Consider the following 25,619-nt stretch of genomic DNA (forward strand, 5'->3'; position numbering starts at 1 on the left):
ATTCAACAAAAGGAATGTCGATGAACGTCGCTGGGCTCACCTTGTCTGTTTCTACTCTGTTGTTGGCTGCTTTACCTATTAGTGCCCAGGCACACGAAGTCGGCGGGGGAGAGCATGGCCCTTCCGTCGTGAGTTTGGACTGGGGCGCTGCCGATACGCTGGATGAGCTGGGATTAGCCGAGCACCTCGTCGGGGTACCACATCAGTCTGCGCCCGCCTATGTGTCACACCTGGTCAAAGGTCGGGCAGATATCGGCGGGCTCAAGGAGCCTGATGTCGAGGCGATCGCGGGATTGGAGCCGGACCTGATTCTGGTCACCGGTCGTCAATCTGGATCACTTGAGGCACTCAAGGCTGTGGCGGAGACGCGTGATGTCACTCTCGAAGAAGGCAACTACTTCGAGGCACTGAGCAGCAAGGTACTGAGCTTGGCGTCCCCGTATCATGCTGAAGAGAAGGCACGTGAGAAGCTGGCAGCGCTCGAGTCGGATATTGCGACGGCGCGTGAAGGGCTGGCGGAAAATCTTGACGCGTTGGTCGTGATCCATAACGACGGTCGTTATGTTCTGCGCCAGGAGCCGATCGTCACTGAGCTGCTGCAGATCGATCAGCCGGCGCTGCCGAACTCCGTGGAGCCGGTCAGCCGTGGTGAGCGTACTTTCTATCCGCTGACGCCAGCGAATATTGCCGAGATGGCGCCGGATACTCTGTATGTGGTTGATCGCAGTGCTGCCATTGGCCAGTCCCCGATGGATACTGACGCGCTTAAAGCCGCGCTGGCCGATGCTGGCGGTGCGGATATTGGTGTCACTGTGCTATCCCCGGGACTTTGGTATCTCTCCGGCAATGGCTTGCAGAGTGTGCGCGCCCAGATGGATGAGATTCTCGGAGGGCTGTAAGGCCAAGGTGCAGACAGCCTGCTGCCACACACTTTTCTGTCACACGAAGGCCAGGCATCTTGTCTGGCCTTCGTGTGTTCAGGCGTTGTTGACAGCTTTTTTCTGAGACTGGTCGGTGGCTCGGCGTTGCTTGAGTCAATCATGTAGGTCAGGCGTACCTGCATGAGGTTTAGACGGATACCTTCCTGAGGCAGGGTGAGAGAAGTGTGGCCCAGTATCGTCAGTTCAGATGGTGGGGGGCTATCTCACGGCAAAGTGAATTTCGGGTGCTGGAGCCTTGCGTCGATGGCGCGCCAGGGTGCTCGAGGGGCTCTCACCAAAGAGGTGACGATAATCCCGGGCGAACTGGCCCAGATGATAAAACCCCCAGTCGCTGGCGACCTGACCGACCGTGCTTGTTGACTGAGGGTCACACAGCCGGCGTCGTACCTGATTGAGTCGGTTGAGGCGGATGAATTGCATGGGGCTGATGCCGAGAATGCTGGTGAAGCTGTTTCGAAGCGTCCGCTGACTGACATGAGCGATACGGCAAAGGCTTTCGATACAGACCGGTGCAGGTTCCGTGCTGTTCACATGTGATCGTACCCGCTCCACTACCTGTCGTCGGTGGTGGTAGCTCGGGTAGCGGTCGGTCAGGGGAGTTTTTTCCTCCAGAATGGCGGAGACAGCCAGCGACAGAATGTCCTGATGGACTTGAACCTCGAACCCTGTTTTCTGACGTTTGATCAGACGGTCCATCAGGAAGGTGACGGCTTGGCGAGTCCCTTGCGGCATGCCGAGGCGCATCGAGTGCTGCGGATCCCCTTCCAGCAGCGTGAGAGCTGACTCTCGACTGGTGATGATGTGTACCGGCAGTGAAAGCAACGACATGGCGCTGAGGCTGGCGCGTGGTTGGACAGGGCGACAGGGGATCATCGTCACCGAGGCGGCCTACCACGGCAATACGGCCGCCGTGACGGAAGTCTCACCGTCTTCCTACAAGCAGGGCACGCCGCCGGATCATGTGCATATCCTGCCGATCTCCCGAATGAGTGAGCAGGCAGACCCGGCTGCCTGGTTCGCCGAGCAGGTGCGGTTCGGCATCGAACAGTTGGAGGCGCGAGGCCATGGATGCGCGGCGCTGCTGGTCGACTCCATCTTCTCGAGCGATGGCATCTATGCAGACCCTGCAGGTTTCCTGAAGCCCGCGGTCGAACTCCTGCAGGCTCGGGGCGGCCTGTTCATCTCCGATGAGGTACAGCCCGGCTTTGGGCGCACGGGGCAGGGAATGTGGGGCTTCTCGCGTCACGGCGTGACGCCGGATGTGGTGACCATGGGCAAGCCGATGGGCAATGGCTTCCCGATGTCCGGACTCGCGGCACGCGAAGAGTTGCTGGCTGTGCTGAACGCCGATGTAGGCTACTTCAATACCTTCGGTGGCTCACCTGTGGCCGTGGCGGCAGGCACGGCGGTGCTGGACGTGATCGCCGAAGAAGACTTGATGGCCAATGCAGAGCGTCAGGGTGAGTACTTTAAGCGACAGCTCCAGGATATTCAGGCACGTTTCGAGGAGGTAAGTGATGTGCGAGGCGCCGGGTTGTTCCTGGGACTGGATCTCTGTGACCCGACGCGTGACGGCGCGCCAGACGCCCAGCGCACCACGGCGTTGATCAATGATCTCAAGCGCAATGGCGTGTTGATCGGCGGGGCCGGAAAGTCCGGCAGTACCTTGAAGATCCGTCCGCCACTGTGCATCGAGCGTTCGGAAGCCGACCTCTTTCTGGACAGGTTCGAGCAGTCACTGAAGGCAACGGCGAAATGAGCCAGACAACACGATAGGGTAGCGGGTGTCAGTTGGTGTCCGAGTGGCGCGGCGCTACAGGCAGGTGCAAGACGGTGGGCGCAAATATAGCCTCGACCGGGTGCGATAGCTTGAGACACTGACGACAAGGCCCCACTGGAGGATTCCGTGGGGCCTTGTCATGTCTGGCGCGAAGTGGAGGGAAGAACGTCAGCGCTGCTTGAGCTGATCACGCAGGCCCGTCGGCACCTGCTTGATGATCAGACGGTCACTCGCTTCATCGTATTCCACCGAGTCGCCCAGCAGGTGCGAGTCAAAGCTGATCGAGACACCCGCGGCGCGCCCGGTGAAACGCTTGAACTGGTTGAGCGTCTTCTTGTCCGGCGGGATTTCCGGTGACAGCCCATAGTCACTGTTGCGAATGTGATCGTAGAAGGCTTGCGGGTGCTCTTCATCGATCAGCTCAGACAGCTGGTCCAGCGTGATCGGCTCGCCGAGCTTGGCCTGATCGGTGGCGTAATCGACCAGGGTGTCGGTCTTCTGCCGGCTGGCTTCCTCGGCCATGTCTTCCTTCTCGACATAGTCGCTGAACGCCTTGAGCAGGGTGCGGGTTTCCTGGCCGGCATCCCGCTGCTCCTGTGCGCCCAGCGTCTCGGCGAAAGCTTCGGCGAGCTTGGTGCGTCCGCGATCGCGCGCCCAGGACAGATAGGGGTGAGACGTCGAGCTGCCTTGCCACTGACTGATATCCAGTCGTGCGGCCAGCGACATCTGGGTCATGTTGAGCTGTCGGGCGGGCGTTACCGCGAGGGACTCGTCGATCGCGAAGCCATCACGATGGTGCAGCAACGCCATGAACAGGTGACGCGTCTCGCCCTGTTGGTGATCCACCACCAGCAGATGGCCGCCTGTCGGGAGGTTGTCATCGATCAACGTCATGAGTCGACTGGCAAGCGTCTGGGTCAGGCTCGCGAAATCGGTATCACCTGCGAGGAAAGATGCCAGCTCGGAGGGGAAGGCGGCAGGCGCGTCTTCATTGAAACGGCCCCAGTTCTTGGCCTTGCCGTGGTAGGCATCATTGAGCCCGGACACCAGATCCTCCAGTGCATCGGATGCCGGCAGGGCGGTGGCGGCAGGCAGCAGCTGGGCCGGCGTCTCGCTATTGCCCTTGTCGATACGGTGAATGATGCTCTGCAGGATCGGCATGGAAACCTCCCTCGGCTGCGATGAATGGGCTGGGGATGATACCCGTCACGACTCCACGGTGGTAGGGAAGGCGGCACTCATGGTTGTCATGAGCGCCGAGCGGGTGATGAGCTGTGAGATCAAAGACAAGGGGCGAGCCTGCTTGCATGAGCGGCCCGCCCCTAGGTTCTTTAGGAAAACTCGGCTCGTAGACAGCGCCGTATGCAAGCTACGCATACCATCGCATAAAAGCTACGGGCCAACTTCTCATATCGCGTCGCAATACGACTGAACTCTTTCAGCCAACAGAAAGAGCGCTCCACGATATTTCGCTGACGGTACATGGGTTTATCGAAACCACGTGGGAGACCTGGCCGAAGTTCCGCTTCATCTTTTTTTGAGCGATTACCGGCTTGATTCGTACACGGTCGCAGTAACTGCGCAGCTCGTCACTGTCATAGCCCTTGTCTGCCAAGATGTAGCGGCAACGTTTTCGCAGCCGACCAGGATCCCCCGCTAGATGAACCTTTTCCAGGGTAGGCATGAAGTAGCGTGTATCCGACTATTCCACCGCCGACAGTCTGATGGCGATGAGCCAGCCGAGACGATCACAGATCAAATGGATTTTGGTCGTGATGCCGCCGTCACTCCGGCCCCGTGCATGTCTTAAACCCGCCTCATTCATGAGGACTCGGAACGAGCGGTCTGAAGCGGCTGGCTGGCGACTTCTCTCATCAGGATCGGTATCTACGCCATGAAAGCCCGGTGAGATATGCCCAAATGCCGCTGTTTTGTCGCCTTCTTATAACTTTCAGGAATCTGTCTCAGCCGTCAACGCAGGCGTGATCGTCGGCCGCCTCTGCGGTCGCTCTATTCTTGGTACTGTGGCGGTCTCGCCGTGTATCAACTCAGCGCGGTCAGTCGTGGCAGCCCCTTCAGCAACGTGGGCCACCACTTGTCGGCGGCGGCACCAAGGTGAATGGTGATGCGTCTTGCATGCAGTGACAGCGTAGCGGCGATCTTGAGCACCTGTTCGCGCATCCGGCTCAGACTCCAGCCTTGCCGGGTCTGTCGCTCCAGCAGGCACCGCAAACCATGCAAAACCTGGTAGGCGTAGAGGTTGAGTAGCAGGCTCACCTCGTTGCGAGCCATCACGTCCTGAATCGTGGAGGTGCCGCGATCCGTCGACGAGAGATGCACGTCGAGGGCCGACTTCACCTCACCCATATGGGCCTCGGCGCTGCCGCGCTTGCGGTAGAGTGCCAGGATCTTCTCCGGCGGCCAGTCGAACTTGTTGAGGTTGGTGACCAGGAAGAAGGCATGTAGCAGCAGGTCGTCGGGGCGTTCCTGCACTACCAGTACCACGCGACGTGGCTCAGGCCAGGTACCGGCCTAGTACTCGAGATCATGGCACCATTCCCGAGGCTGCTCGGGGGGTCGACCTCGTGGCCGTTTCAGGTGCGGGGACGCCAGTTTCTGCAGACCCTTATGACTCCGTAGCCGACCCAGGTACTCGATGTCGCGGTCTTCCAGCGCTTCCAGCGTGTCGTTGTCGGTGAACCCGGCATCGATACGCACCCGAACCTTGGCGCCGGTGCTCTCGTTGAGTCGCTTCACCAGGTGCGGGATCCAGGTATCGGCGTTCTCGGCCGGGCCGGTGTTGCCCTCGCGTAGCAGGCCGCCCACCATGTCGCCGGTTTCGGCCAGCGAGGCGATCAGCGGCGAATAAATGCGGGCCCCGTAAAGACCATGATAAGCCGAGCCGCCTTGGTGACCGTGGACCTCGATCGGCAGGCCGTCGATATCGAGCGTCAATTGTTTGGGGCGCTCGCCGTTCTTCAGCGAGGTCAAACGCCAGACCACCCGTCGCAGCAGGTCTTCGTGTACGGCATCGATGTTGTCGTTGCGTCCGAGGCAGGTCAGCAGTCGCGACAATGTGGCTTGGGATGGTCGGTCAAGGGCCAGTGGCGTCATGCCGCGGGCATCGCTGCAGGCCAGCTGCCAGAGTAGGTCACGTCGTAATGTGTCGGTGTCGCTGAGGTCGATCCAGCCCATCGCGCGCTGCAGGACCAGGGTTCGCAGCTGACTGGCCAGCGAGTGGCGGATACGGAGCGGGTGGCGCCGATCGACCAGGTTGTCTTCGAGCGCCTCGATCACGCCGCTGTTGTCGAGGGCTTCACGCAGCAGCAGGGCGCCGCTGTCGCTGGTGGTTCGCTGGCCGCTCAGCTCGACACGGACGGAGCCGTTGCTGGAAGGCGTCCAGGTGGATAGGCTTTCACCCATGGCGAGTAGTACTCTTGAGTCAGACTCTTTGCGTAAAACACTGATTTTTCAAGAGAATACCATCCGTTATCTTCGTTTTCAGGTCGGCCTCATGAATAAGCCGGGTTAAAGGTTCTTCAGATCCCCCTTTTGCCTCCACCAGCGGAGTGTAGTGGTCAAGTGCTTTTGGCCACCGAGCTTTGAGCATTCCAGTAGTTCTTTTCTGCCAAATTCGGCGGTATCCCATCGTTATGCTTGTGCGGCCGCAGGCTGCTGTAGTAACCGATCATATAATCAGTGACAGATCGCTTCGCCGCAGCAACATCGGGATAGCCGATCTCTGGTATCCATTCCGTTTTCAGGCTTCTGAAGAAGCGCTCTGTTGGGGCATTGTCCCAGCAATTGCCACGGCGACTGAGACTCAGTGTCATTCGGTAGCGCCAGAGCATCTGCCGGAATGCCCGGCTGGTGTACTGGCAACCCTGATCCGAATGAAACAGGATATTCCGTGGCTCTCCACGCGATTCGTAGGCCATGGTCAGCGCTTTCTTTACCAGCTCCGTGTTCGGCGATAGGGACAATGCCCACCCCACGGGTTTACGAGCATACAAGTCGATGACCACTGCCAGATAAGCCCAGCGTGCCCCTGTCCAAATATAGGTAATGTCGCCGGTCCATACCTGATTGGGCTTCTTTACATCGAACTCCCGATCAAGAACATTCGGTATATCCAGGTGTGGCTGATCAGCCTTCTTGTAGGCGTGCCTCGGCGGCTGCGAGCTCATCAGCCCCAGCTGCTTCATCCGCCTGCTGGCCCGATAACGACTCAACTGTATTCCTGCCTGCGTGACCATTTTTGCAATGCTGCGAGCGCCGGCAGAGCCGTTACTGATGGTATGCGCCTCGACAACCTGATCCAGCAGCTTCTGCTCAGTCTCACAAGGTCTTCTATCCCGACTACGCCAAGCCCGGTAGCTACTGCGATGCACCCCAAACACCTGACACAAGTGCTGCACCGCGTAGCTCTCTTCAAGTCGCTCGATTATCGAGAATTGCTCAGGGAGTCCGACATCAAGAGAGCGGTAGCCTTTTTTAATATTGCCTTCTCTTCTTCCACTCGCCGCAGCTTGCGCTTCAGTTCCTGGATCTCACGCTGTTCCGGCGTCAGAGCCTCACCTTTCAGCGACGCCTTGCCTGCTCGCTCAGCGCGAAGCCTGCGAACCCAATACTCCATGGTGGATTTGCCAACTCCCATAGCCTCACACGCCGCCTTCAGCGTGTAGCCCTGGTCGACCACGAGCTGGGCCGCTTCCAAGCGAAATTCCGGGCTAAACGTTCTCTTCTTCGTCATCATCTGCACCTGATTGTCTCTGTGAGCCATCATACACTCAAAGTCAGGTGGCCAGATTCACTGTGCCACTACAGAGGCGCGTGTTGCACGAACGGCTGTTGAGTCGATCATCCAGGTCTCGAGATCCATCAGACCATCTTCGTGAAGCCGAAGTTGAAGGCGCGACAAGACCTCCTCAAAGATACCGTCATCACGCCCTTGGCGGAATCTGGCGTAGACAGTGCTCCAAGGGCCATAACGTTCGAGAAGGTCGCGCCACTTGGCGCCAGAGCATAGAGCCCCAAAAAATGCCGTTCAGCATCTGTCTGTCGTCCTGCCTCGGCCTGCCCATCGCTTGAGTCGGTGACACAATGTGTTCGAGCAACTGCCATTGGCTATCAGAAATTTCGTAGCGTCCTGCCATACCGCACCTATGCTGGATGTGCATGGGTCACATTAGCAAAAATGACTTTTCGTACAAAACCTAGTCGTCGAAACGTCGAGCCTCAGTACGGGGGCAGGTATCTGATCAGTCAGGCAGGAATGCGGCCTGACTGCTATCCACCAGATTCGACGATAACTTTTCCGCGCTGTCGTAGAGATTCGTGAAAAAACCGCGCCACGCACACAGCAATGGCACGGCCAATGTTCAGATTAACGTTTTCAGGCTCTTCAGCAACTCTTCAACATTCCCTTCGTGACGCTTGTAATAGGTCCAAGGTCCGATGCGTTGGGATGTAACCAGTTTAGCCCGCTGCAAGACCGCCAAGTACTGTGAAATCGTCGACTGTGACAGCCCCGCACTCTCTTGGATGATGCTCACACAAACCCCAACCTTTTCAGGGTCGACCTCTTGCTCCGGATAGTGTTTTCGTGGGTCTTTGAGCTTGGCCAAGATCGCTAATCGGGCGGGGTTGTTCAAAGCCTTCAGTGCCTCTTGGATATCAATACTCATAGCAACCTCAAAACGATTTCTTTCGATATTATAATATTTAAACTACTATGGGAACGATGATCCCGCCTCATTCATGAGGACTCGGAACGAGCGGTCTGAAGCGGCTGGCTGGCGACTTCTCTCATCAGGATCGGCATCTACGCCGTGAAAGCCCGGTGAGATATGCCCAAATGCTGCTGTTTTTTCGCCTTCTTATAACTTTCAGAAACCTGTCTCAGCCGTCAACGCAGGCGTGATCGTCGGCCGCCTCTGCGGTCGCTCTATTCTTGGTACTGTGGCGGTCTCGCCGTGTATCAACTCAGCGCGGTCAGTCGTGGCAGCCCCTTCAGCAACGTGGGCCACCACTTGTCGGCGGCGGCACCAAGGTGAATGGTGATGCGTCTTGCATGCAGTGACAGCGTAGCGGCGATCTTGAGCACCTGTTCGCGCATCCGGCTCAGACTCCAGCCTTGCCGGGTCTGTCGCTCCAGCAGGCACCGCAAACCATGCAAAACCTGGTAGGCGTAGAGGTTGAGTAGCAGGCTCACCTCGTTGCGAGCCATCACGTCCTGAATCGTGGAGGTGCCGCGATCCGTCGACGAGAGATGCACGTCGAGGGCCGACTTCACCTCACCCATATGGGCCTCGGCGCTGCCGCGCTTGCGGTAGAGTGCCAGGATCTTCTCCGGCGGCCAGTCGAACTTGTTGAGGTTGGTGACCAGGAAGAAGGCATGTAGCAGCAGGTCGTCGGGGCGTTCCTGCACTACCAGTACCACGCGACGTGGCTCAGGCCAGGTACCGGCCTGGTACTCGAGATCATGGCACCATTCCCGAGGCTGCTCGGGGGGTCGACCTCGTGGCCGTTTCAGGTGCGGGGACGCCAGTTTCTGCAGACCCTTATGACTCCGTAGCCGACCCAGGTACTCGATGTCGCGGTCTTCCAGCGCTTCCAGCGTGTCGTTGTCGGTGAACCCGGCATCGATACGCACCCGAACCTTGGCGCCGGTGCTCTCGTTGAGTCGCTTCACCAGGTGCGGGATCCAGGTATCGGCGTTCTCGGCCGGGCCGGTGTTGCCCTCGCGTAGCAGGCCGCCCACCATGTCGCCGGTTTCGGCCAGCGAGGCGATCAGCGGCGAATAAATGCGGGCCCCGTAAAGACCATGATAAGCCGAGCCGCCTTGGTGACCGTGGACCTCGATCGGCAGGCCGTCGATATCGAGCGTCAATTGTTTGGGGCGCTCGCCGTTCTTCAGCGAGGTCAAACGCCAGACCACCCGTCGCAGCAGGTCTTCGTGTACGGCATCGATGTTGTCGTTGCGTCCGAGGCAGGTCAGCAGTCGCGACAATGTGGCTTGGGATGGTCGGTCAAGGGCCAGTGGCGTCATGCCGCGGGCATCGCTGCAGGCCAGCTGCCAGAGTAGGTCACGTCGTAATGTGTCGGTGTCGCTGAGGTCGATCCAGCCCATCGCGCGCTGCAGGACCAGGGTTCGCAGCTGACTGGCCAGCGAGTGGCGGATACGGAGCGGGTGGCGCCGATCGACCAGGTTGTCTTCGAGCGCCTCGATCACGCCGCTGTTGTCGAGGGCTTCACGCAGCAGCAGGGCGCCGCTGTCGCTGGTGGTTCGCTGGCCGCTCAGCTCGACACGGACGGAGCCGTTGCTGGAAGGCGTCCAGGTGGATAGGCTTTCACCCATGGCGAGTAGTACTCTTGAGTCAGACTCTTTGCGTAAAACACTGATTTTTCAAGAGAATACCATCCGTTATCTTCGTTTTCAGGTCGATCTCATGAATAAGCCGGGCTGAAGGCATTTGAGAATGGCGTCCACTTGCGAAGGGATCTGAAGCGTTGCTTCGCTTGGTACAACACGGAGCGGCCCCACCAAGGGCTGGACGATGATATACCTGATGAAGCAACTTCCAACCACTGACCTAGGCGGCCTGACGCCGATAATGATTCGATCCGAGCTTAGACGACCTGTCAGGTGGTCCAAAGGATAGGGTCCACTTCACTTGAGGGCCGATGCCTTCGATACAGAGCTTACGTGACTCGAGCAACACTCTCATACATAAGGAGAGGCGGATGCTATATTTTACCCATATCATAAAATTTAAGTATTGACGTATCTCGATATCTAGCTATGATGGGTTTGTAGGCTAACCAAGTCAAAGGAGTTCATTGTGTTGAAGCCCAACCAAACCACTTCAAGCCATGCGCCCGACAGCCACTATGGTCATTTCATCGACAATCAATGGTTTGACGGTGAAAGTGTCGAGACCATCGACTCTACCAACCCGGCCACCGGTGCATTTCTGACCAATATCCCGCGCGGCACGGTTGGTGACGTGGATTGTGCTGTCCAAGCGGCGGCCCGCGCATTTAACTCCTGGGGCAAGACTTCTCCGGCCGAACGTGCCAACGCGCTGCTGAAGATTGCTGATTTGCTCGAAGCCGATGCTGAGTGTTTCGTGGCGTTTGAGAGCCTAGATGTCGGCAAGCCGGTTCGTGAGGCCCAAGTAGATGTGTCGTTGGCCATCGACCATTTCCGCTACTTTGCCGGTGCGATACGCAGCCATTCGGACGAAGCTTCCATGCTTGACCACCAGACGATGAGTCTGACGCTAAGCGAACCACTCGGCGTGGTCGGCCAAGTCATCCCCTGGAACTTCCCGCTATTGATGGCAGCTTGGAAGATTGCCCCGGCGATTGCCATGGGCAACACGGTGGTAATCAAACCATCAGAGATGACGCCGGTCACGATTTTGGAAATGGCAAAGATCTTCGCCAAGGTGCTTCCTGCCGGCGTGGTCAACATTGTCACTGGCCTGGGCACAGAGGTTGGGCAGGCGATTCTCGATCACCCTCAGGTCGCCAAGCTCGCCTTCACCGGCTCAACGCGTATCGGTGAAGTCGTGGCAGCAGCAGCAGCCAAGAGGATCGTTCCGGCCACACTAGAGCTTGGCGGGAAGTCGGCCAACATCATATTCCCCGATGCCAATTGGGATCGGGCTATCGAAGCGGCTGCACTTGGCATTCTGTGGAACCAAGGCGAAGTATGTGAGTCTGGTTCTCGCTTGTTCGTGCACGAGACGATCTACGAGCGCTTCGTCGGCGAGCTCAAGAAACGCTTTGAAAAGGTTCGCGTTGGCAATCCGCTCGACCTCAAGACACAGATGGGTGCCCAAATCAGCCAAATCCATACAGATCGCATCATGAGCTACATCGAGCTGGCTAAGGAAGAAGGAGCTCGCATCCTCACAGGTGGTGAGCGACTGACTGGCGGTGAATACGATGCTGGCTACTTCATCAAGCCGACGATCATCGTTGATGTGCGCAACGACATGCGCATCGCCCAAGAGGAGATATTTGGGCCGGTCGTTACCGTGCTGTCGTTTAAGGATGAGGCCGAAGTGGTGGCGCTGGCTAATGCTTCCGACTATGGCTTGGCTGGTGCAGTCTGGACCCAGGACATCAACCGTGCAATCCGTGTGGCGCGAGCCATCGAAACTGGCCGTATGTGGATTAACACCTATCATGATATTCCGGCCCACGCCCCGTTCGGTGGCTACAAGAAGTCCGGTCTCGGCCGCGAGACTCACAAGTCCATATTGGACGCGTACAGCGAGAAGAAGAACATCTACATCAGCTTGAACGAAGCACCGTTCGGTGTGTTTTGAGTGCGATTCATAGTCAAGTTTTTTTCACTAATATCGAAATTTTTAAGCATTTAGGATTTTCAATATGAGCAAAGAGATACTTTTTGAAAGCACGCAGTTGGGGCCTTACATTCTGAAAAACCGGATCGTGCTCCCGCCGCTGACCCGCTCGCGCAGTTCCCAGCCGGGCAACATTCCGAACGAACTCATGGCTGCCTACTACCGTCAGCGGGCAGGGGCGGGCTTTATGGTCACCGAGGGCGCGCAGATCGAGCCGCGTGGTCAAGGGTATGCTTGGACGCCCGGTATTCACAGCTCGGAACAGGTTGAAGGCTGGCGCAAAATCACGGCAGCGGTACATGCTGAAGGTAGCATTATATTTGCGCAGCTCTGGCATGTGGGACGGGTTTCGCACGACTCGCTGCAACCCGGCGGTGCGGCACCCGTCGCGCCCTCAGCAATCGTTGCCGACAACGTCAAGGTGTTCGTCGAAACCGGTCCGAACCAGGGCGCACTTTCGGAGCCGTCGGTGCCGCGTGCGCTGACAACTGCCGAAGTGAAGGAGTTGGTACGGCTCTACGCCCAGGCAGCCCGCAATGCACTCGATGCAGGCTTCGATGGTGTCGAACTCCACTGCGCCAACGGCTACCTCATTAACCAGTTCATTTCCGTGCATACTAATCGGCGAACCGATGAATACGGTGGCTCGCTGCAAAATCGTCTGCGCTTCCTGCGCGAGGTGGTTCAGGCCGTTGCTGATGTGGTCGGCAAGGAACGGCTCGGGGTGCGATTCGCTCCGCTGTTCACCAGCACCGTGGAAGATCGCGTCTATCTGGGGCTGGTGGAGGATGATCCCCATGAGACCTATATCGAGGCCATCAGGGTTCTCGAACAGATCGGAATTGCCTATGTCTCGATTGCCGAGGCCGATTGGGACAACGCACCAGAGCTGCCTGAGACTTTCCGTAATGACGTACGCGTCAACTTCAGTGGCAAGGTCCTTTATGCCGGTAAATATACCGTGGAGCGCGGTGTGCGCGTGGTAAAGGCAGGCTGGGGAGATCTGATTGCGTTCGGTCGTCCCTTCATTGCCAACCCGGATCTGCCTGAGCGAATCGCCCAAGGCTGGCCGCTCAACGCAGTAGACTCAGCGACGATGTATGGCGGTACTGACAAGGGATACACCGACTATCCCTCTTACCGGCCATAAGGCATTACTGGTCGCGTTCGCATTTCGGACGCGGCCAGTGGAGCTGCGTGTGCGTAATGGAAACCTTGAGGTCAGAGGAGCCTGACAATGTATTAGCCAAGTACAATCCCTTATCCCGGCTTATTCATGAGAGCGCTTCCGGAGTCATATAAAGGTTTTTGTCGCAGATATCGGTCCTCAACAGCAGCATTTGCGGCACAAGAGCCTGATTTTTATGCGAAGGACGTACTTTTCATCATTTCTATCTAACTTTCAGGCATTAACTGTGACCACCAGTCATCGTGGTGACCGTATATTCGTCAGTTAGTAGTAGTGGGATAGAAGTTCCTTTCTGAGCGCTTCAATCGCGCAGAATCGAAATTATCATCATTTCTCTAATGAAGAGGCATTCATGAAGCGGAGTAGAGAAAAGTCTTGGCATCATAGGGCAAATTCTATTCGAAGAAGGTTATTAGTGGGGTGTATAGGGCTATATCCGACTTTACTAATAGTGCTGGCTATATTGTCTCCCTTAACCAAGGGGTTAAGCTTCCCGTTAATGGTTCTTATTGAAGTGTTAGTATTGGTCCCAGTCACTCAGTTAATATCATTTCCACTGGCTGGACGAGTGGTATCACTGATGGTATATAAGATGTCTGGTGGCAAAAAACAAAGAAATTATTAGTAAGTTTGACAGTGTTGATAATTACTACTTTTTACGTGCCTAATATGGGATGACGGGGTTTGGATAAATGTCCGAATGATGCTGCGTGATAACCAGTGGGAGTCACTTGAGTCTCTTCTTCCCGATAAAGTGACTGACTGTGGTGTGACCGCCAAAGACAACCGGCCTCTTTAATGAAGCTGTCCTGTCGATCGCTCGCATTGGAGCTCCTGAGCGTGACCTGCTGGTCTCCTTCGGGCGTCGGCATACCGTCTATATGCGTTACAATCGCTGGTTAAAGAAATATTTGGTCGCAGATTGCAGATGCGTTGGCCGATGACTCTGATCTCCTAACGCTTACTAAGGCAGACTTGCCTTTTGGTGGTATTGGTCGGTCGGGCTACGGCCGAGAATTGATCGGGCTCGGAATCAGGGAGTTTGTCAACCACAAGCTTATTTCGGTGGTTGATATTGACGCACCGTTCTAAATAGTGACGTGAAAAACGATGCCCTCAAGGTATTTTTTAACCATTCGATAGTCGACTGGTCGAATAAGGAGTGATAGTTCATGAAAATTTTCTACAAAACTGCTGCAATTGCAATGGGCGGGCGCACAGGAATTTCAACCCTGAACGACGGCAGTTTTTCGGTCCAAATGGTTCGGCCCGATAGTGATGAAGATGGCGTAAACCCTGAACAACTGTTTGCACTTGGCTATGCCGCTTGTTTTGACAGCGCGATGGAGATTACCGCAAGGCAGCTCAAGCTGAATGTCAAGGGGGCAAAAACTTCGATTGAAGTGGGTATCGGCCAACGATCCGATGGTGGATACGCGCTTGACCTTGACATTATTGCTCACTTACCGGGCATGGCCCGACAGGACGCACAGCGATTGGTCGAGGCGACACATAAACTTTGCCCCTACTCCAATGCTACTCGCGGAAACATCGATATCCGCTTACATATTGAAACTGAAGGAAACTGATATGAAGAATTTCGATTTTCACAACCCTACTCGAATTCTGTTTGGTAAAGGTAGCATTGCAGAGCTGAAAGATCAGGTCCCCGCTAATGCGAAAGTTTTGATTCTCTATGGCGGTGGTAGTGCCGAACGTACTGGCGTTCTAAGCCAGGTGCGCGAAGCTCTTGCTGGCAGGGTAATGCTTGAGTTTGGAGGCATTGAACCTAACCCACGCTATGCTACAGCGCTAAAAGCAGTTGAGATAGTTCGCAAAAATGCCGTCACTTTCCTGCTAGCCGTTGGGGGGGGGTCGGTCATCGATGCCACCAAATTTATTGCGGCGGCGGCAAAGTATGATGGTGATGCTTGGAATATTCTTATATCACATGGATCAGTCATTACCCAAGCAGTTCCGTTTGGCTCTGTGTTGACGCTACCTGCTACTGGGTCTGAGATGAATTCTGGTGGAGTGATTACCAATCTTGAAAAAAAAGCTAAACTGCCGTTTAGCAGTATTCATTGTTACCCGGTGTTCTCCATGTTAGATCCCGAGGTGACCTACACCTTGCCACCGCGTCAGATTGCCAACGGTGTAGTTGACGCCTTCGTTCATACGATCGAACAATACCTAACCTATCCAGCTGCTGCGTCGATTCAGGATGGTTTTGCCGAAACCCTTCTGCGTACATTGATCGAACTTGGACCCAAGGCGCTTGAGAAACCTGATGATTATAATATTCGTGCCAATTTGATGTGGGCTGCAACAATGGCTTTGAATGGGCTCATTGGTGCAGGAGTACCTCAGGACTGGGCTACTCATATGATCGGGCACGAGATTACCGCACTGAACGATACTGATCACGCCCGTACGCTTGCGGTTGTGCTACCATCATTAATGTATGATCAGCGCGAGGTCAAATGTGAGAAACTTCTCCAGTATGCCAGCAATGTTTGGGATATTCGTGAAGGATCTGATGTCGAACGCATTGATACTGCGATCGAAGCAACGCGTGATTTCTTTGAGCGGATGGGCATCAAGACTCGATTAGGCGACTATAGTGTTGATGCTGCCGGAATCGACTATATCGTTGATTCTTTACGAAATCACGGAATGACTGCGCTTGGTGAACATAAATCCATCACACCCGATGATGCTCGCCGTATTCTTGAAGCTGCTTTATAAGAATAATAGAATATGATGGCAGTAGGCGCTGTAAACAGTAAACTTGTGTTGGTAGAACGCCCAAAAAGGATGGTCGACTCAGAACACTCTGAGGTTTGAAAAAGAAGCGGTACCTGTAAGGTGCCGTACCGCCACCAAGTGGACAAAGCGCCTGTTTAGCATGATGGCTGCGTGATGAGTGGAGCCCAGATAAGGTCGATGATCGACGCTTCATCGACCACTGGGTGGGTGACACCGTAATACAGTGTCACAAGCAATCAGACCTGGTCACACTAGTTGAGCGTCGCAGCTGCCATTTACTGGCGGCAAGACTGCCTAGGGTCTAGGCGCGGCGGCAGTCCAGATCATCACGCTGTACTGGACAATGGCTCGGAATTCTTCGGATGCTAAGCGGTGGCTAAGGTCGTAACGGCGATGATGGATTTCTTTGATTTTTATCGCTCTAGGCTGCGTGGGAGCAACAAGAACACCAATTGCTTGTTCCCCAAAGGAAAAGACTTCCGCCAAGTTAGTAATTTAGTGTTATGCAAGTCGGACGAGTAGCCAAATGACCGTCCTCGAAAACGGTCCGATTATCAGACACCGGCGCAGGTGTTTGGGGGGGGGGGGAATGCGCAGGAAGCCTGGGTGCCGCAGATAATAGCTTGTTGCTTGAATTAAGGTATTTGATTTTAACTAACAGGAATGGAGTTATATGATGATACACCTACATCACTTAATTGATTCGCGCTCAATTCGTATCTTATGGTTACTTGAAGAGATAGGTCATTCGTACAAGATAACTGGCTATTCTCGAGATGCTATTACACATTTCGCGCCATCGTCATTACTAAATATACATGCTCTAGGAAAGTCGCCAGTTGTGAATATAGATGGTGAGATTACTGTCGAGTCTGGAGCTATAACCGAAATTATTATATCTAGATTTGCTGGTTATTTGGCGCCAAGCAAATCTTCTAAAGAGTATTTTGAATATTTAGAATGGATACATTTTTCAGAAAGTTCAGCTATGCTACCTATTTTGCTTAAAATATTTAATTTACGTGAGAGCAGTGAAAAACAAACATCATTTTTAGAGAAGTATGCCGAGGATGAGTTTTTGAAGGTTTTCTGTTATCTTGATGATTCACTCAAAGATAAAAAATATATAGTAGGAGATAGATTGACAGGGGCTGATTTTATGCTTGTCTTTGTTATAGAGACAGCTCTTAATATGTCGCCTAAAAATAAGTTCCCTAACTTAATTAACTATATTAAAGGAATGCATTCTTTACCTAGTTATAAGCAGGCATTAGATATAGAGAATAAGCTAAGAGATGGTGGTTATACAGGAATAACATTGCATATAGATAAGTAGTAACCATGCATGCTTGTCAGGCCCCGTGTGGTTGACCACTTGTATGGCACCGGATTATCGGATTTCACATCGGAGGCTATCCTTGTTAGGTTTTGTACGAAAAGTCATTTTTGCTAATGTGACCCATGCACACCCAGCATAGGTGCGGTATGACAGGACGCGACGAAATCTCTGATAGCCAATGGCAGTTGATCGAAGACATTGTCTCACCGGCTCAATCGATGGGCAGGCCCCGGAAAGACGACAGACAGATGCTGAACGGCATCTTTTGGGCCCTCTGCTCTGGCGCCAAGTGGCGCGACCTTCCCGAACGTTATGGCCCTTGGAGTACTGTCTACGCCAGGTTCCGACAATGGCGTGATGACGGTACCTTTGAGGCGGTCTTGTCGCGGCTACAACTTCGGCTTCGTGAAGATGGCCTGATGGATCTCGAGACCTGGATGATCGACTCAACCGCCGTTCGTGCAATACGCGCCTCCGCTGGTGGAGGCAAAAAGGGGGATCTGAAGAACCCTTAGACCATGCGTTGGGCCGGAGTCGTGGCGGCATCACGACCAAAATCCATTTGATCTGTGATCGCTTTGGTTGGCCCATCGACTTCACGCTGTCGGCGGGGCAAGAATCGGATACGCGGTACTTCATGCCCACTCTGGAAAAGGTTCATCTACCGGGGAGTCGTGGCCGGCCACGAAAGCGTTGCCGCTACATCGTGGCAGACAAGGGCTATGACAGTGATGAGTTGCGCCGTTACTGCGACCGCGTTCGAATCAAGCCGATCATCGCTCAACGAAAGATGAAACGGAAACCCCGGCCAGGTCTCCTACGGGGTTTCGATAAACCCATGTACCGTCAGCGAAATATCGTGGAGCGCTCTTTCAGTTGGCTGAAAGAGTTCCGTCGTATTGCGACGCGATATGAGAAGTTGGCCCGTAGCTTTTATGCGATGGTATGCGTAGCTTGCATACGCCGCTGTCTACGAGCCGACTTTTCGTACAGAACCTAGGTATCGTCACGGTGCCGCCACCGCCGGATAGTCGCGATGGCAACGCCATACTGCCGGGCGAGCTCGCTATCCGTGATGCTGGAGGGCGCTGCTTGTATATCGATACGGATCTTCGGTGACGTCGTCGCTTGTTTATGAAGCTTGATCCCGCCTTATTCACGAGTGCCCTGATCAGGCGGCTTGAAGTGGCTGGCCGTTGGGTTCTCGCACCAGGGGCGCTATCTACGCCGTAACGGCCCGCTGAATCATGCCCAAATGCTGCTCTTCTGTCGTATCTATATAACGTTCAGGAATTAATCACGCCGTTAAAGCAGCCGTCATCGTCGACCGTCGCTGCGGTCGCTCGATTCTTGAAGCTATGGTGGTTGCGCCGAACGTCAGCTGAGCGCGGTCAGCTTCGGCAGCCCCTTCAGCAAGGCAGGCCACCATTTATCAGCCGCATCGCCGAGGTGAACGGTGATGCGCCGAGCGTGCAGCGAGAGCGTCGCCGCCACCTTGAGCACCTGTTCACGCATCCGGCTCAGGCTCCAACCCTGCCGGGTCTGGCGCCCCAGCAAGCAGCGAAGGCCATGCAGAACCTGATAGGCGTAGAGGCTCAGCAACAGGCTCACCTCATTGCGGGCCATCACGTCCTGGACGGTCCCCCACTGTCACGCTAGTTGGAGTATCAGCGGCTGTTAGACTCTGAACCATATGGGGCGTGATGAGGTTCCGATGAAGTACTCCGACGAGCGCCGGGAGGCCATCCTCAAGAAGCTGCTCCCGCCGCACAACCGCACGGTGGCAGAAGTGGCCCAGGAAGAAGGCATCTCCGCTGCGACACTGTACAACTGGCGCAAGAAGGCTCGGCAAGCAGGCCGTTTGCTACCTGACCAGAGCGATGATCCCGAAGGCTGGAGCTCGCAGGACAAGTTCCACGCCGTTCTGGAGACAGCGGCCCTCAGCGAGGCTGAGCGTGCCGAATACTGCCGGCAGCGTGGCCTCTATCCCGAACAGGTCCAGCGCTGGCGTGCGAGCTGTGAAGGCGCTAACGACCGAAGCGATGCCGCCACCAAGCAGCAGAGTGAGGCACGCAAGGCGGAGCGCCAGGAGAACAAGGAACTCAAGCGCGAGCTCCGCCGCAAGGAGGCCGCGCTGGCGGAAACCGCCGCACTACTGACATTGCGAAAAAAGGCCCGAGCGATCTGGGGGGACGAGGACGAATGATCAGCACCACAGATCGCCAGGACGCCATACAGCTGATCGATGAGGGGCGTGCCCAAGGGGCACGCCTGCAGTCGGCATGCGCTGAACTCGGCATCGGCACCAACACGTATCGCCGCTGGGTGCGGGGCGATCAGGATCGCCGGCCTCAAGCGGTGCGGCCTGTCCCGCGTCATGCCCTATCGCCGGAAGAGCGTCAGCAGGTGCTGGAGATTTGCCATCGTCCTGAGTTCGCCAGCCTGCCGCCTGGGCAGATCGTGCCGCGGCTGCTGGACGAAGAAGGCCGCTACGTGGCGTCAGAGTCCAGCTACTACCGCATTCTCCGGGAGCATGGTGAGCAGCACCACCGTGGCCGCGCTCGCGCTCCACGTCCCAAGGGCGACCCCCAGCGACACCGGGTGACACGCCCCAATGCCTGTTGGAGCTGGGACGTGACCTACTTACCGACCCAGGTGCGTGGTCAGTTCTACTACCTGTACATGATCGTCAACATCTACAGTCGCAAGATCGTCGATGCCGAGGTCTTCGACCAGGAGTCCATGGCCAATAGCAGCGAGGTAATCCAGCGTGCCGTGCTGCGCGAAGGCTGCATCAACCAGCCACTGGTATTACACGCCGATAATGGCTCCGCCATGAAAGGCTCGACGCTTCAGGCGACGCTGCAGCGGTTAAATATCACTCCGTCGTACAGCCGCCCTCGGGTCTCCAATGACAACGCCTTCTCAGAGTCGCTGTTCAGGACCTGCAAGTACCGGCCCGACTACCCGATGGACGGATACGAGAACCTGTCAGCGGCGCAGCAGTGGGTGACGCGCTTCGTGCAGTGGTACAACCACGAACACCGCCACAGCGCCATACGGTTCGTCACCCCGGGGGAGCGGCATGCCGGCCTGGATAACGAGGTGCTGGCAAGGCGAGACGCCATCTATGCCGAGGCGAAACGGCAACATCCCGGGCGGTGGAGCAGTGCCACCCGCAACTGGACACCGCGCCGGACAGTCTGGCTGAACCCCGACCAGGAAGACCCGCTGGTTCAACAGGATCAGCGATTAGAAGCCGCCTGATTACAGGTTCCAACAAGCTTGACAGACATCGCTGGCCTGTTTCCGCCAATTGTAGAGGGTTGTTGCAGTGATGCCTTCCTGTTTGGCCAATTCCGGGATGGTCATGCTCATAGGCGGCGCCATCTTCTTGAGGATGGCTTCCTTACGTTCTGTGGAATAACGCACGTTGATCACCTCTCAATCCGTTTAGGTGACAACTACGCTGGCAGATAGGGCATCCGCTGCGTATTCGCCACTCGCTGGCCAGCCAGATACGCACCTTGGTGCTGCAGCGGGCGATGGGGTGGATCGATCTCAGCGATACCGACACGCTGCGCCGTGATCCGCTCTGGCAGCTGGCCTGCAGTGATGCGCGCGGCATGACGCCACTGGTCCAGGATAGGCCGTCCCAAGCCACGCTGTCGCGGCTGCTGACCTGCCTTGGACACAACGACAACATCGATGCCGTGCATGAAGGTCTGCTGCGGCTGGTGGCCTGGCGCCTGACCTCGCTGAAGAACGGCGAGCGTCCCAAGCAGCTGACGCTAGACATCGACGGCCTGCCGATTGAGGTCCATGGGCACCAGGGCGGTTCCGCTTATCATGGCCTTTACGGTACGCGGATCTATTCGCCGCTGGTCGCCTCGTTGGCCGAAACTGGCGACATGGTCGGCGGCCTGCTGCGCGAGGGCAACGCCGGCCCCGCCGAGAACGCTGATACGTGGATCCCGCACCTGGTGAAGCGGCTTAACGAGAGCACCGGCGCCCAGGTTCGGGTGCGTATCGACGCCGGCTTCACCGACAACGACACGCTGGAGGCGCTGGAGAAGCGCAGCATCGAGTACCTGGGCCGGCTGCGTAGCCACAAGGGCTTGCAGGCGCTGGCAGCGCCCTACCTGAAGCGGCCACGCGGCCGGCCACCTGAGCAGCCTCGGGAGTGGTGCCACGACCTTGAATACCAGGCCGGTACCTGGCCAACGCCACGACGCGTGGTGCTGGTGGTTCAGGAACGCCCCGATGACCTGCTGCTGCATGCCTTCTTCCTGGTCACCAACCTCGGCAAGTTCGACTGGCCGCCCGAGAAGATCCTGGCACTCTATCGCAAGCGCGGCAGCGCCGAAGCGCACATGGGCGAGGTGAAGTCGGCGCTCGACGTGCATCTCTCGTCGACCGATCGCGGTGCCTCCACCGTCCAGGACGTGATGGCCCGCAATGAGGTGAGCCTGTTGCTGAGTCTCTACGCCTATCAGGTTCTGCATGGCCTTCGCTGCTTGCTGGGGCGCCAGACTCGGCAGGGTTGGAGCCTGAGCCGGATGCGTGAACAGGTGCTCAAGGTGGCGGCGACGCTCTCGCTGCACGCTCGGCGCATCACCGTTCACCTCGGCGATGCGGCTGATAAATGGTGGCCTGCCTTGCTGAAGGGGCTGCCGAAGCTGACCGCGCTCAGCTGACGTTCGGCGCAACCACCATAGCTTCAAGAATCGAGCGACCGCAGCGACGGTCGACGATGACGGCTGCTTTAACGGCGTGATTAATTCCTGAACGTTATATAGATACGACAGAAGAGCAGCATTTGGGCATGATTCAGCGGGCCGTTACGGCGTAGATAGCGCCCCTGGTGCGAGAACCCAACGGCCAGCCACTTCAAGCCGCCTGATCAGGGCACTCGTGAATAAGGCGGGCTGAAGGCTTTCGAGAGCGGCGCCCACTTGCGAGGGGATCTGAAGCGTTACTTCGCTTGGTACAACACAGAGCGGCCCCACCAAGGGCTAGACGATGCTACACCTGATGAAGTGTACTTCTCTCAACCACTGATCCAGGCGGCCTGACGCCGATGATGACCTGATCCGAGCTTAGACGACCCGTCAGGTGGTCCAAAGGATGGGGGCCACTTCAGTGCCTGTTACGGCTATGATCAGCGCATCGAGGTCTTCGGCAGCAAGGGCATGCTGGAAGCCCGCAACGAGACGGATACGCGACTGCGCTTCACGGGCGAGCAGGGGGTGATGGATGAACGACCCAAATGGTTCTTCCTCGAGCGCTATGCTCAGGCATTCGGGCGTGAGGTCGCCGATTTCGTCTCGGCCTACCAAGACAAGCGAGCACCTCTGGCCGGGGCTCAGGACGGCCTGGCGGCACTTGAGCTGGCGGAAGCCGCGCTCATTTCCTGGCGCGAAGGACGCCGCGTGCTGCTCAGCGAGATTCGGTGAGCTTTTGGCACCTTGATGACCGATCAGGTGAGGCCGTACCCACAGCATGAAAAAGCCCGCCTCTGGACATTCCAGAGGCGGGCTTTTGCTTTCATGGCGTCACATTACGCCAGAGGGCTTTATACCAGCTCGCGCTTTTCTTCCCGTGCGATGCGGCGATCACGTGCGACCGCGCGGCAGATGACGATCAATACCGCCAGGGTGAGCACTGGCCATACCAGTACGTAGGTGGCAAATAGCAATGTCATGTGTGTTGTCTCCCTGTTCTGTTTCGGACGTTATCCAGAATCATGCGCCGGTGGAGGCAGCAGGCTGCGTCTGGATCGGTGTTGTCGTATCACGACCACCTGAGTCGAGTGCTTCGTCATAGTTGCCGACACGTGCGGTGATGGTGTCGAAGTCGAAGCGTTCCTGTCGGCTGGCGAGGCTCATGACCACACACACCAGAGTGCTGGTGCCGTAAGCGGTCAGTGAGGCGAGCAGAACGGTGTAGTCACGCAGGAAGTCGGTCGCGAAGATCAGCATGGCGATCATGGCGGCGACAGCAGCGATGATGCCGAGAATGCGCCCCAGGAAGCCGAATACCATCAGACCGATGATCACGCCGCCGCCGATGCTGGCGAGCAGCTCGAAGAACAGGCCGCTCATGCCCGTCAGCGGCACCAGTTCAAAGCGTGCCAGGCAGAACATCACCATCGCGACGATGACCGACGTGGTGAAGGCGGTGTTGGTCACGCGATTCCAGAAGCAGCTGGCGATGACCGGGAAAACGATCGCGCCCCACAGAGCCCCGACGAAGACCAGCATCACCAGGATATCCAGTGAGAAGCTGGCGAAGACGATGCCCAGCACCGTGGCGATGATCATGGTCAAGCGGCCGATGAAGAGCATGCGCTTCGGGTCTGGCTTGCCGCGGGCGATATTCTTGCCATAGACATCAGCCATGATGATGGCGGATAGCGCGGAAAGGTCGGAATCCGCGGTAGAGGACAGCGAGCCGATCACCAGAATGAAGAACAGCGCGATGAAGAACGGCGGCAGATACTCGGACACCATCTGCGGGATGAGGTTGTTCATGTCGCCGTTGAGCGGCTCCACCCCGAGTGTCAGTGCCATCAGGCCAATCATGCCCAGGCCGATGACGATGGCGCCATAGCCCAGCGTCGCGGTGAGGAAGGTCGGCTTGATGTGGTCTTCGTTGACGGCGAACAGGCGCTGGGAAATGGTCTGGTTACCGATCGCATAGGCCAGTACAGCGACGAAGAAGGGCGCCCCCTGGTTCAGGATGGCATCCGTCGAGAAGAAGTTGGCCTGCTCAGGCGTCAGATTATCTAGGCCAGCGACCAGCTCCGTCGGGCCGCCCATGGCGAAGAACACCGCTGGAATGATCACGATGGCGATCGCCATCAGGGCAACCAGTTGCGCGAAGTCGGTCAGTACCGAGGCGCGGAAGCCGGACCACAGGGTGTAGAACAGCACCCCCACACCCGCCATGATCACGCCTGCCTGGAAGGACAGCGGTGAGAGCACGGAGACGAGCGCCCCGGCGGCGGTGAAGTTGACCATCAGGCTGATCACGCTACCCAGCAGGTTGGAGAGCGCCAGAATCAGCTGACTGGAGGAGCCGTGGCGCGCATGGATCAGCTCGCCCAGTGTATGCGCATTGGGTGCCAGCTTGCGGAAGCGGCGACCGAAGGGGTAGATGAACAGAATCATCAGTGCACCCCACAGGCCATAGTGGATCGGCCCTGAGACACCATAGGTATAGCCGGAGGTGGCGGCGGCATAGAAGGAGGCCGCCCAGATCCAGGTAGCCGTCATGCTTGCCGCGCCCATGCCGAAGCCAACGCGATGGTTGGAGACCATGAAGGCATCGGCATCTTCATTTTTCTTGCGGATCCCCAGCGTCATCAGGTAGGTGCCGCCATAGAAGGCAAGCAGCAGCAGTACGACAGTCAGGGTAGAGAATTGATATAGCGATTCGTTGTTCAAGAACTGGCCCTCGGTAGGGAAACAGGGCGCTACGCAACGCAGTCGCCTAAGGGCAAACGGTTGTCGATAGCGACGAGTAAGGAGGGGAAGGTTCTTAGCCGTGGACGTAGTTCTGCGTCATTTGCTCAAGCAAATGGCATCCAGCGCAGCACGTGGGCCGCGTCATCAATAATCGGCAATCTCGGTCAATGAAGACGGAGTTGGTGGCACTTCCCGGTCAGGCGGGAACTTGGGGGAGGGCGGCGTGGCATGCATCTGCCTTCATCGGAATAATGATATCGCATACGCGTCCTTGTTATCGGTCAAGCCTTGCAAGGGCGCTGATGCGAGTTGTTGGTCAGCCCCAAGCTTGGCAAAACGGTGTTTTTATTTTTTCTCGTTATCAAATTCGTTGGCAACGATAAATTATGCGCATGTCAATGTCCACACCCTGGCGGGGAAAGCTTGCCTCTCATTCACCTCAACGATGATTGGACGAGCGGGTGCGACGATGTTCAGTTGCGTGACACGTGCCAGAGCAGCATGAAAGACATGACGTATTATATAAATAATATTACTCGGCATGAGTTGTGTTTATTTGCTGAGTGTTCTGAATGGTGCCAGGAAGTGAAATAAATCGTTGTCATTACGTCATGCGTATTTCTTGTCCAATGCTTGAGGAAAAGACTCCCTCAATGGCCCAAGCAACGGCTGACTCGGCGTGGAAGAGGACGTTGACACATGGGAGAGCGAGTCTTCAAAGCGGCCCAGCTGTAGGGTCTCGGATGCTCAGT

At 56.5% G+C, this 25,619-nt stretch carries 17 protein-coding genes and 10 pseudogenes; 14 read left to right on the forward strand and 13 right to left on the reverse strand.

Annotation, left to right across the window (positions count from 1 at the left end; translation table 11 throughout):
- The first annotated feature begins 20 nt into the window (after positions 1-20).
- On the forward strand, positions 21-899 hold the full coding sequence (locus tag CLAM6_RS06600) for an ABC transporter substrate-binding protein (protein WP_172978637.1): 879 nt from the start codon (positions 21-23) through the stop codon (positions 897-899).
- Between the two features lie 240 nt (positions 900-1,139).
- Here CLAM6_RS06600 and CLAM6_RS06605 read toward each other — a convergent pair whose 3' ends face one another.
- Positions 1,140-1,769: a helix-turn-helix domain-containing protein gene (locus tag CLAM6_RS06605; RefSeq protein ID WP_242007762.1), complete on the reverse strand. Its 630-nt coding sequence runs from the start codon at positions 1,767-1,769 to the stop codon at positions 1,140-1,142.
- On the opposite strand from CLAM6_RS06605, the gene CLAM6_RS06610 reads away from it, so the two are divergent.
- A complete protein-coding gene (locus CLAM6_RS06610) occupies positions 1,768-2,700 on the forward strand; it encodes an aspartate aminotransferase family protein (RefSeq protein ID WP_242007763.1) in 933 nt (310 codons plus the stop codon). The two genes, CLAM6_RS06605 and CLAM6_RS06610, sit on opposite strands and share 2 nt — an antisense overlap.
- Positions 2,701-2,889: 189 nt before the next feature.
- On the opposite strand, the gene CLAM6_RS06615 is transcribed toward CLAM6_RS06610, so the two are convergent.
- The 7 genes and pseudogenes from CLAM6_RS06615 to CLAM6_RS06650 form a co-directional block, all read right to left on the reverse strand.
- Positions 2,890-3,882, reverse strand: coding sequence for a nucleoid-associated protein (locus tag CLAM6_RS06615; RefSeq protein WP_153635490.1), 993 nt, complete (start codon positions 3,880-3,882; stop codon positions 2,890-2,892).
- Between the two features lie 170 nt (positions 3,883-4,052).
- Positions 4,053-4,375 (reverse strand): annotated as a pseudogene (locus CLAM6_RS18185) (transposase); the annotation flags it as partial.
- A 389-nt stretch (positions 4,376-4,764) separates the two neighbouring features.
- Positions 4,765-6,144: pseudogene (locus CLAM6_RS06625) on the reverse strand (IS1380 family transposase).
- A gap of 155 nt (positions 6,145-6,299) precedes the next feature.
- Positions 6,300-7,474, reverse strand: a protein-coding gene (locus CLAM6_RS06630; protein ID WP_242007794.1) for an IS3 family transposase whose coding sequence is annotated in 2 segments (ribosomal slippage) — positions 6,300-7,219 and positions 7,219-7,474 — 1,176 coding nt in all. Because the reading frame shifts where the segments join, the coding sequence is not laid out codon by codon here.
- 72 nt (positions 7,475-7,546) lie between these two features.
- Positions 7,547-7,877 (reverse strand): annotated as a pseudogene (locus CLAM6_RS17915) (transposase); the annotation flags it as partial.
- A gap of 225 nt (positions 7,878-8,102) precedes the next feature.
- The gene (locus CLAM6_RS06645; protein ID WP_153635493.1) at positions 8,103-8,408 is read right to left on the reverse strand and encodes an ArsR/SmtB family transcription factor; all 306 of its coding nucleotides are present in this window, start codon (positions 8,406-8,408) and stop codon (positions 8,103-8,105) included.
- Between the two features lie 293 nt (positions 8,409-8,701).
- Positions 8,702-10,081, reverse strand: coding sequence for an IS1380 family transposase (locus CLAM6_RS06650; protein WP_153635494.1), 1,380 nt, complete (start codon positions 10,079-10,081; stop codon positions 8,702-8,704).
- Between the two features lie 105 nt (positions 10,082-10,186).
- On the opposite strand from CLAM6_RS06650, the gene CLAM6_RS18190 reads away from it, so the two are divergent.
- From CLAM6_RS18190 to CLAM6_RS06700, 8 genes and pseudogenes are all read left to right on the forward strand, one after another.
- Complete coding sequence (locus tag CLAM6_RS18190; RefSeq protein ID WP_153636822.1) at positions 10,187-10,315, forward strand: integrase core domain-containing protein; 129 nt, start codon at positions 10,187-10,189, stop codon at positions 10,313-10,315.
- Between the two features lie 250 nt (positions 10,316-10,565).
- The gene (locus CLAM6_RS06660; protein ID WP_153635495.1) at positions 10,566-12,062 is read left to right on the forward strand and encodes an aldehyde dehydrogenase family protein; all 1,497 of its coding nucleotides are present in this window, start codon (positions 10,566-10,568) and stop codon (positions 12,060-12,062) included.
- Positions 12,063-12,126: 64 nt separating this feature from the next.
- Complete coding sequence (locus CLAM6_RS06665) at positions 12,127-13,251, forward strand: alkene reductase (RefSeq protein ID WP_153635496.1); 1,125 nt, start codon at positions 12,127-12,129, stop codon at positions 13,249-13,251.
- 1,211 nt (positions 13,252-14,462) lie between these two features.
- Entirely contained in the window at positions 14,463-14,879 is a 417-nt protein-coding gene (locus CLAM6_RS06685; RefSeq protein WP_153635499.1) for an organic hydroperoxide resistance protein, read from the forward strand.
- A 1-nt stretch (position 14,880) separates the two neighbouring features.
- Complete coding sequence (locus CLAM6_RS06690) at positions 14,881-16,038, forward strand: iron-containing alcohol dehydrogenase (protein ID WP_153635500.1); 1,158 nt, start codon at positions 14,881-14,883, stop codon at positions 16,036-16,038.
- 176 nt (positions 16,039-16,214) lie between these two features.
- Positions 16,215-16,698 (forward strand): annotated as a pseudogene (locus CLAM6_RS18195) (transposase); the annotation flags it as partial.
- 34 nt (positions 16,699-16,732) lie between these two features.
- Entirely contained in the window at positions 16,733-17,395 is a 663-nt protein-coding gene (locus CLAM6_RS06695; protein ID WP_172978639.1) for a glutathione S-transferase family protein, read from the forward strand.
- 149 nt (positions 17,396-17,544) lie between these two features.
- Positions 17,545-18,398 (forward strand): IS5 family transposase gene (locus tag CLAM6_RS06700; RefSeq protein ID WP_153635501.1). Its coding sequence is split into 2 segments (ribosomal slippage): positions 17,545-17,887 and positions 17,887-18,398, totalling 855 coding nucleotides; the frame shifts between segments, so codons are not numbered across the junction.
- 2 nt (positions 18,399-18,400) lie between these two features.
- Here CLAM6_RS06700 and CLAM6_RS17920 read toward each other — a convergent pair.
- Positions 18,401-18,544, reverse strand: a pseudogene (locus CLAM6_RS17920) (IS481 family transposase); the annotation flags it as partial.
- Positions 18,545-18,775: 231 nt separating this feature from the next.
- Positions 18,776-19,039: pseudogene (locus tag CLAM6_RS06705) on the reverse strand (transposase); the annotation flags it as partial.
- A gap of 73 nt (positions 19,040-19,112) precedes the next feature.
- Between CLAM6_RS06705 and CLAM6_RS06710 the strand changes: the two are divergent.
- Positions 19,113-20,665, forward strand: a pseudogene (locus tag CLAM6_RS06710) (IS3 family transposase).
- 42 nt (positions 20,666-20,707) lie between these two features.
- On the opposite strand, the pseudogene CLAM6_RS06715 reads toward CLAM6_RS06710, so the two are convergent.
- Positions 20,708-20,830, reverse strand: a pseudogene (locus tag CLAM6_RS06715) (transposase); the annotation flags it as partial.
- A gap of 50 nt (positions 20,831-20,880) precedes the next feature.
- Between CLAM6_RS06715 and CLAM6_RS06720 the strand changes: the two are divergent.
- From CLAM6_RS06720 to CLAM6_RS06730, 3 genes and pseudogenes are all read left to right on the forward strand, one after another.
- Positions 20,881-22,095: pseudogene (locus tag CLAM6_RS06720) on the forward strand (IS1380 family transposase); the annotation flags it as partial.
- 231 nt (positions 22,096-22,326) lie between these two features.
- Positions 22,327-22,473 (forward strand): integrase core domain-containing protein, encoded by a 147-nt coding sequence (locus tag CLAM6_RS18200; RefSeq protein ID WP_153636825.1) that lies wholly within the window; start codon positions 22,327-22,329, stop codon positions 22,471-22,473.
- Between the two features lie 75 nt (positions 22,474-22,548).
- Positions 22,549-22,854 (forward strand): annotated as a pseudogene (locus CLAM6_RS06730) (Gfo/Idh/MocA family oxidoreductase); the annotation flags it as partial.
- Positions 22,855-22,973: 119 nt separating this feature from the next.
- Here the strand turns inward: CLAM6_RS06730 and CLAM6_RS17925 are convergent.
- Complete coding sequence (locus tag CLAM6_RS17925; protein ID WP_215824257.1) at positions 22,974-23,102, reverse strand: putative transporter small subunit; 129 nt, start codon at positions 23,100-23,102, stop codon at positions 22,974-22,976.
- Positions 23,103-23,142: 40 nt separating this feature from the next.
- On the reverse strand, positions 23,143-24,846 hold the full coding sequence (locus CLAM6_RS06735; protein ID WP_153635503.1) for a sodium:solute symporter family protein: 1,704 nt from the start codon (positions 24,844-24,846) through the stop codon (positions 23,143-23,145).
- Positions 24,847-25,619 lie beyond the last annotated feature (773 nt).

It is taken from the genome of Cobetia sp. AM6 (assembly GCF_009617955.1).
Taxonomy (GTDB): domain Bacteria; phylum Pseudomonadota; class Gammaproteobacteria; order Pseudomonadales; family Halomonadaceae; genus Cobetia; species Cobetia amphilecti.

Bases quoted from the DNA above. Each gene is read 5' to 3' on its own strand.
- CLAM6_RS06605 (WP_242007762.1), bottom strand. From the start codon at position 1,769: ATGTCGTTGCTTTCACTGCCGGTACACATCATCACCAGTCGAGAGTCA.
- CLAM6_RS06695 (WP_172978639.1), top strand. From the start codon at position 16,733: ATGATGATACACCTACATCACTTAATTGATTCGCGCTCAATTCGTATC.
- CLAM6_RS06600 (WP_172978637.1), top strand. From the start codon at position 21: ATGAACGTCGCTGGGCTCACCTTGTCTGTTTCTACTCTGTTGTTGGCT.
- CLAM6_RS06690 (WP_153635500.1), top strand. From the start codon at position 14,881: ATGAAGAATTTCGATTTTCACAACCCTACTCGAATTCTGTTTGGTAAA.
- CLAM6_RS06610 (WP_242007763.1), top strand. From the start codon at position 1,768: ATGGCGCTGAGGCTGGCGCGTGGTTGGACAGGGCGACAGGGGATCATC.
- CLAM6_RS06685 (WP_153635499.1), top strand. From the start codon at position 14,463: ATGAAAATTTTCTACAAAACTGCTGCAATTGCAATGGGCGGGCGCACA.
- CLAM6_RS06645 (WP_153635493.1), bottom strand. From the start codon at position 8,408: ATGAGTATTGATATCCAAGAGGCACTGAAGGCTTTGAACAACCCCGCC.
- CLAM6_RS06665 (WP_153635496.1), top strand. From the start codon at position 12,127: ATGAGCAAAGAGATACTTTTTGAAAGCACGCAGTTGGGGCCTTACATT.
- CLAM6_RS06650 (WP_153635494.1), bottom strand. From the start codon at position 10,081: ATGGGTGAAAGCCTATCCACCTGGACGCCTTCCAGCAACGGCTCCGTC.
- CLAM6_RS06615 (WP_153635490.1), bottom strand. From the start codon at position 3,882: ATGCCGATCCTGCAGAGCATCATTCACCGTATCGACAAGGGCAATAGC.
- CLAM6_RS17925 (WP_215824257.1), bottom strand. From the start codon at position 23,102: ATGACATTGCTATTTGCCACCTACGTACTGGTATGGCCAGTGCTCACC.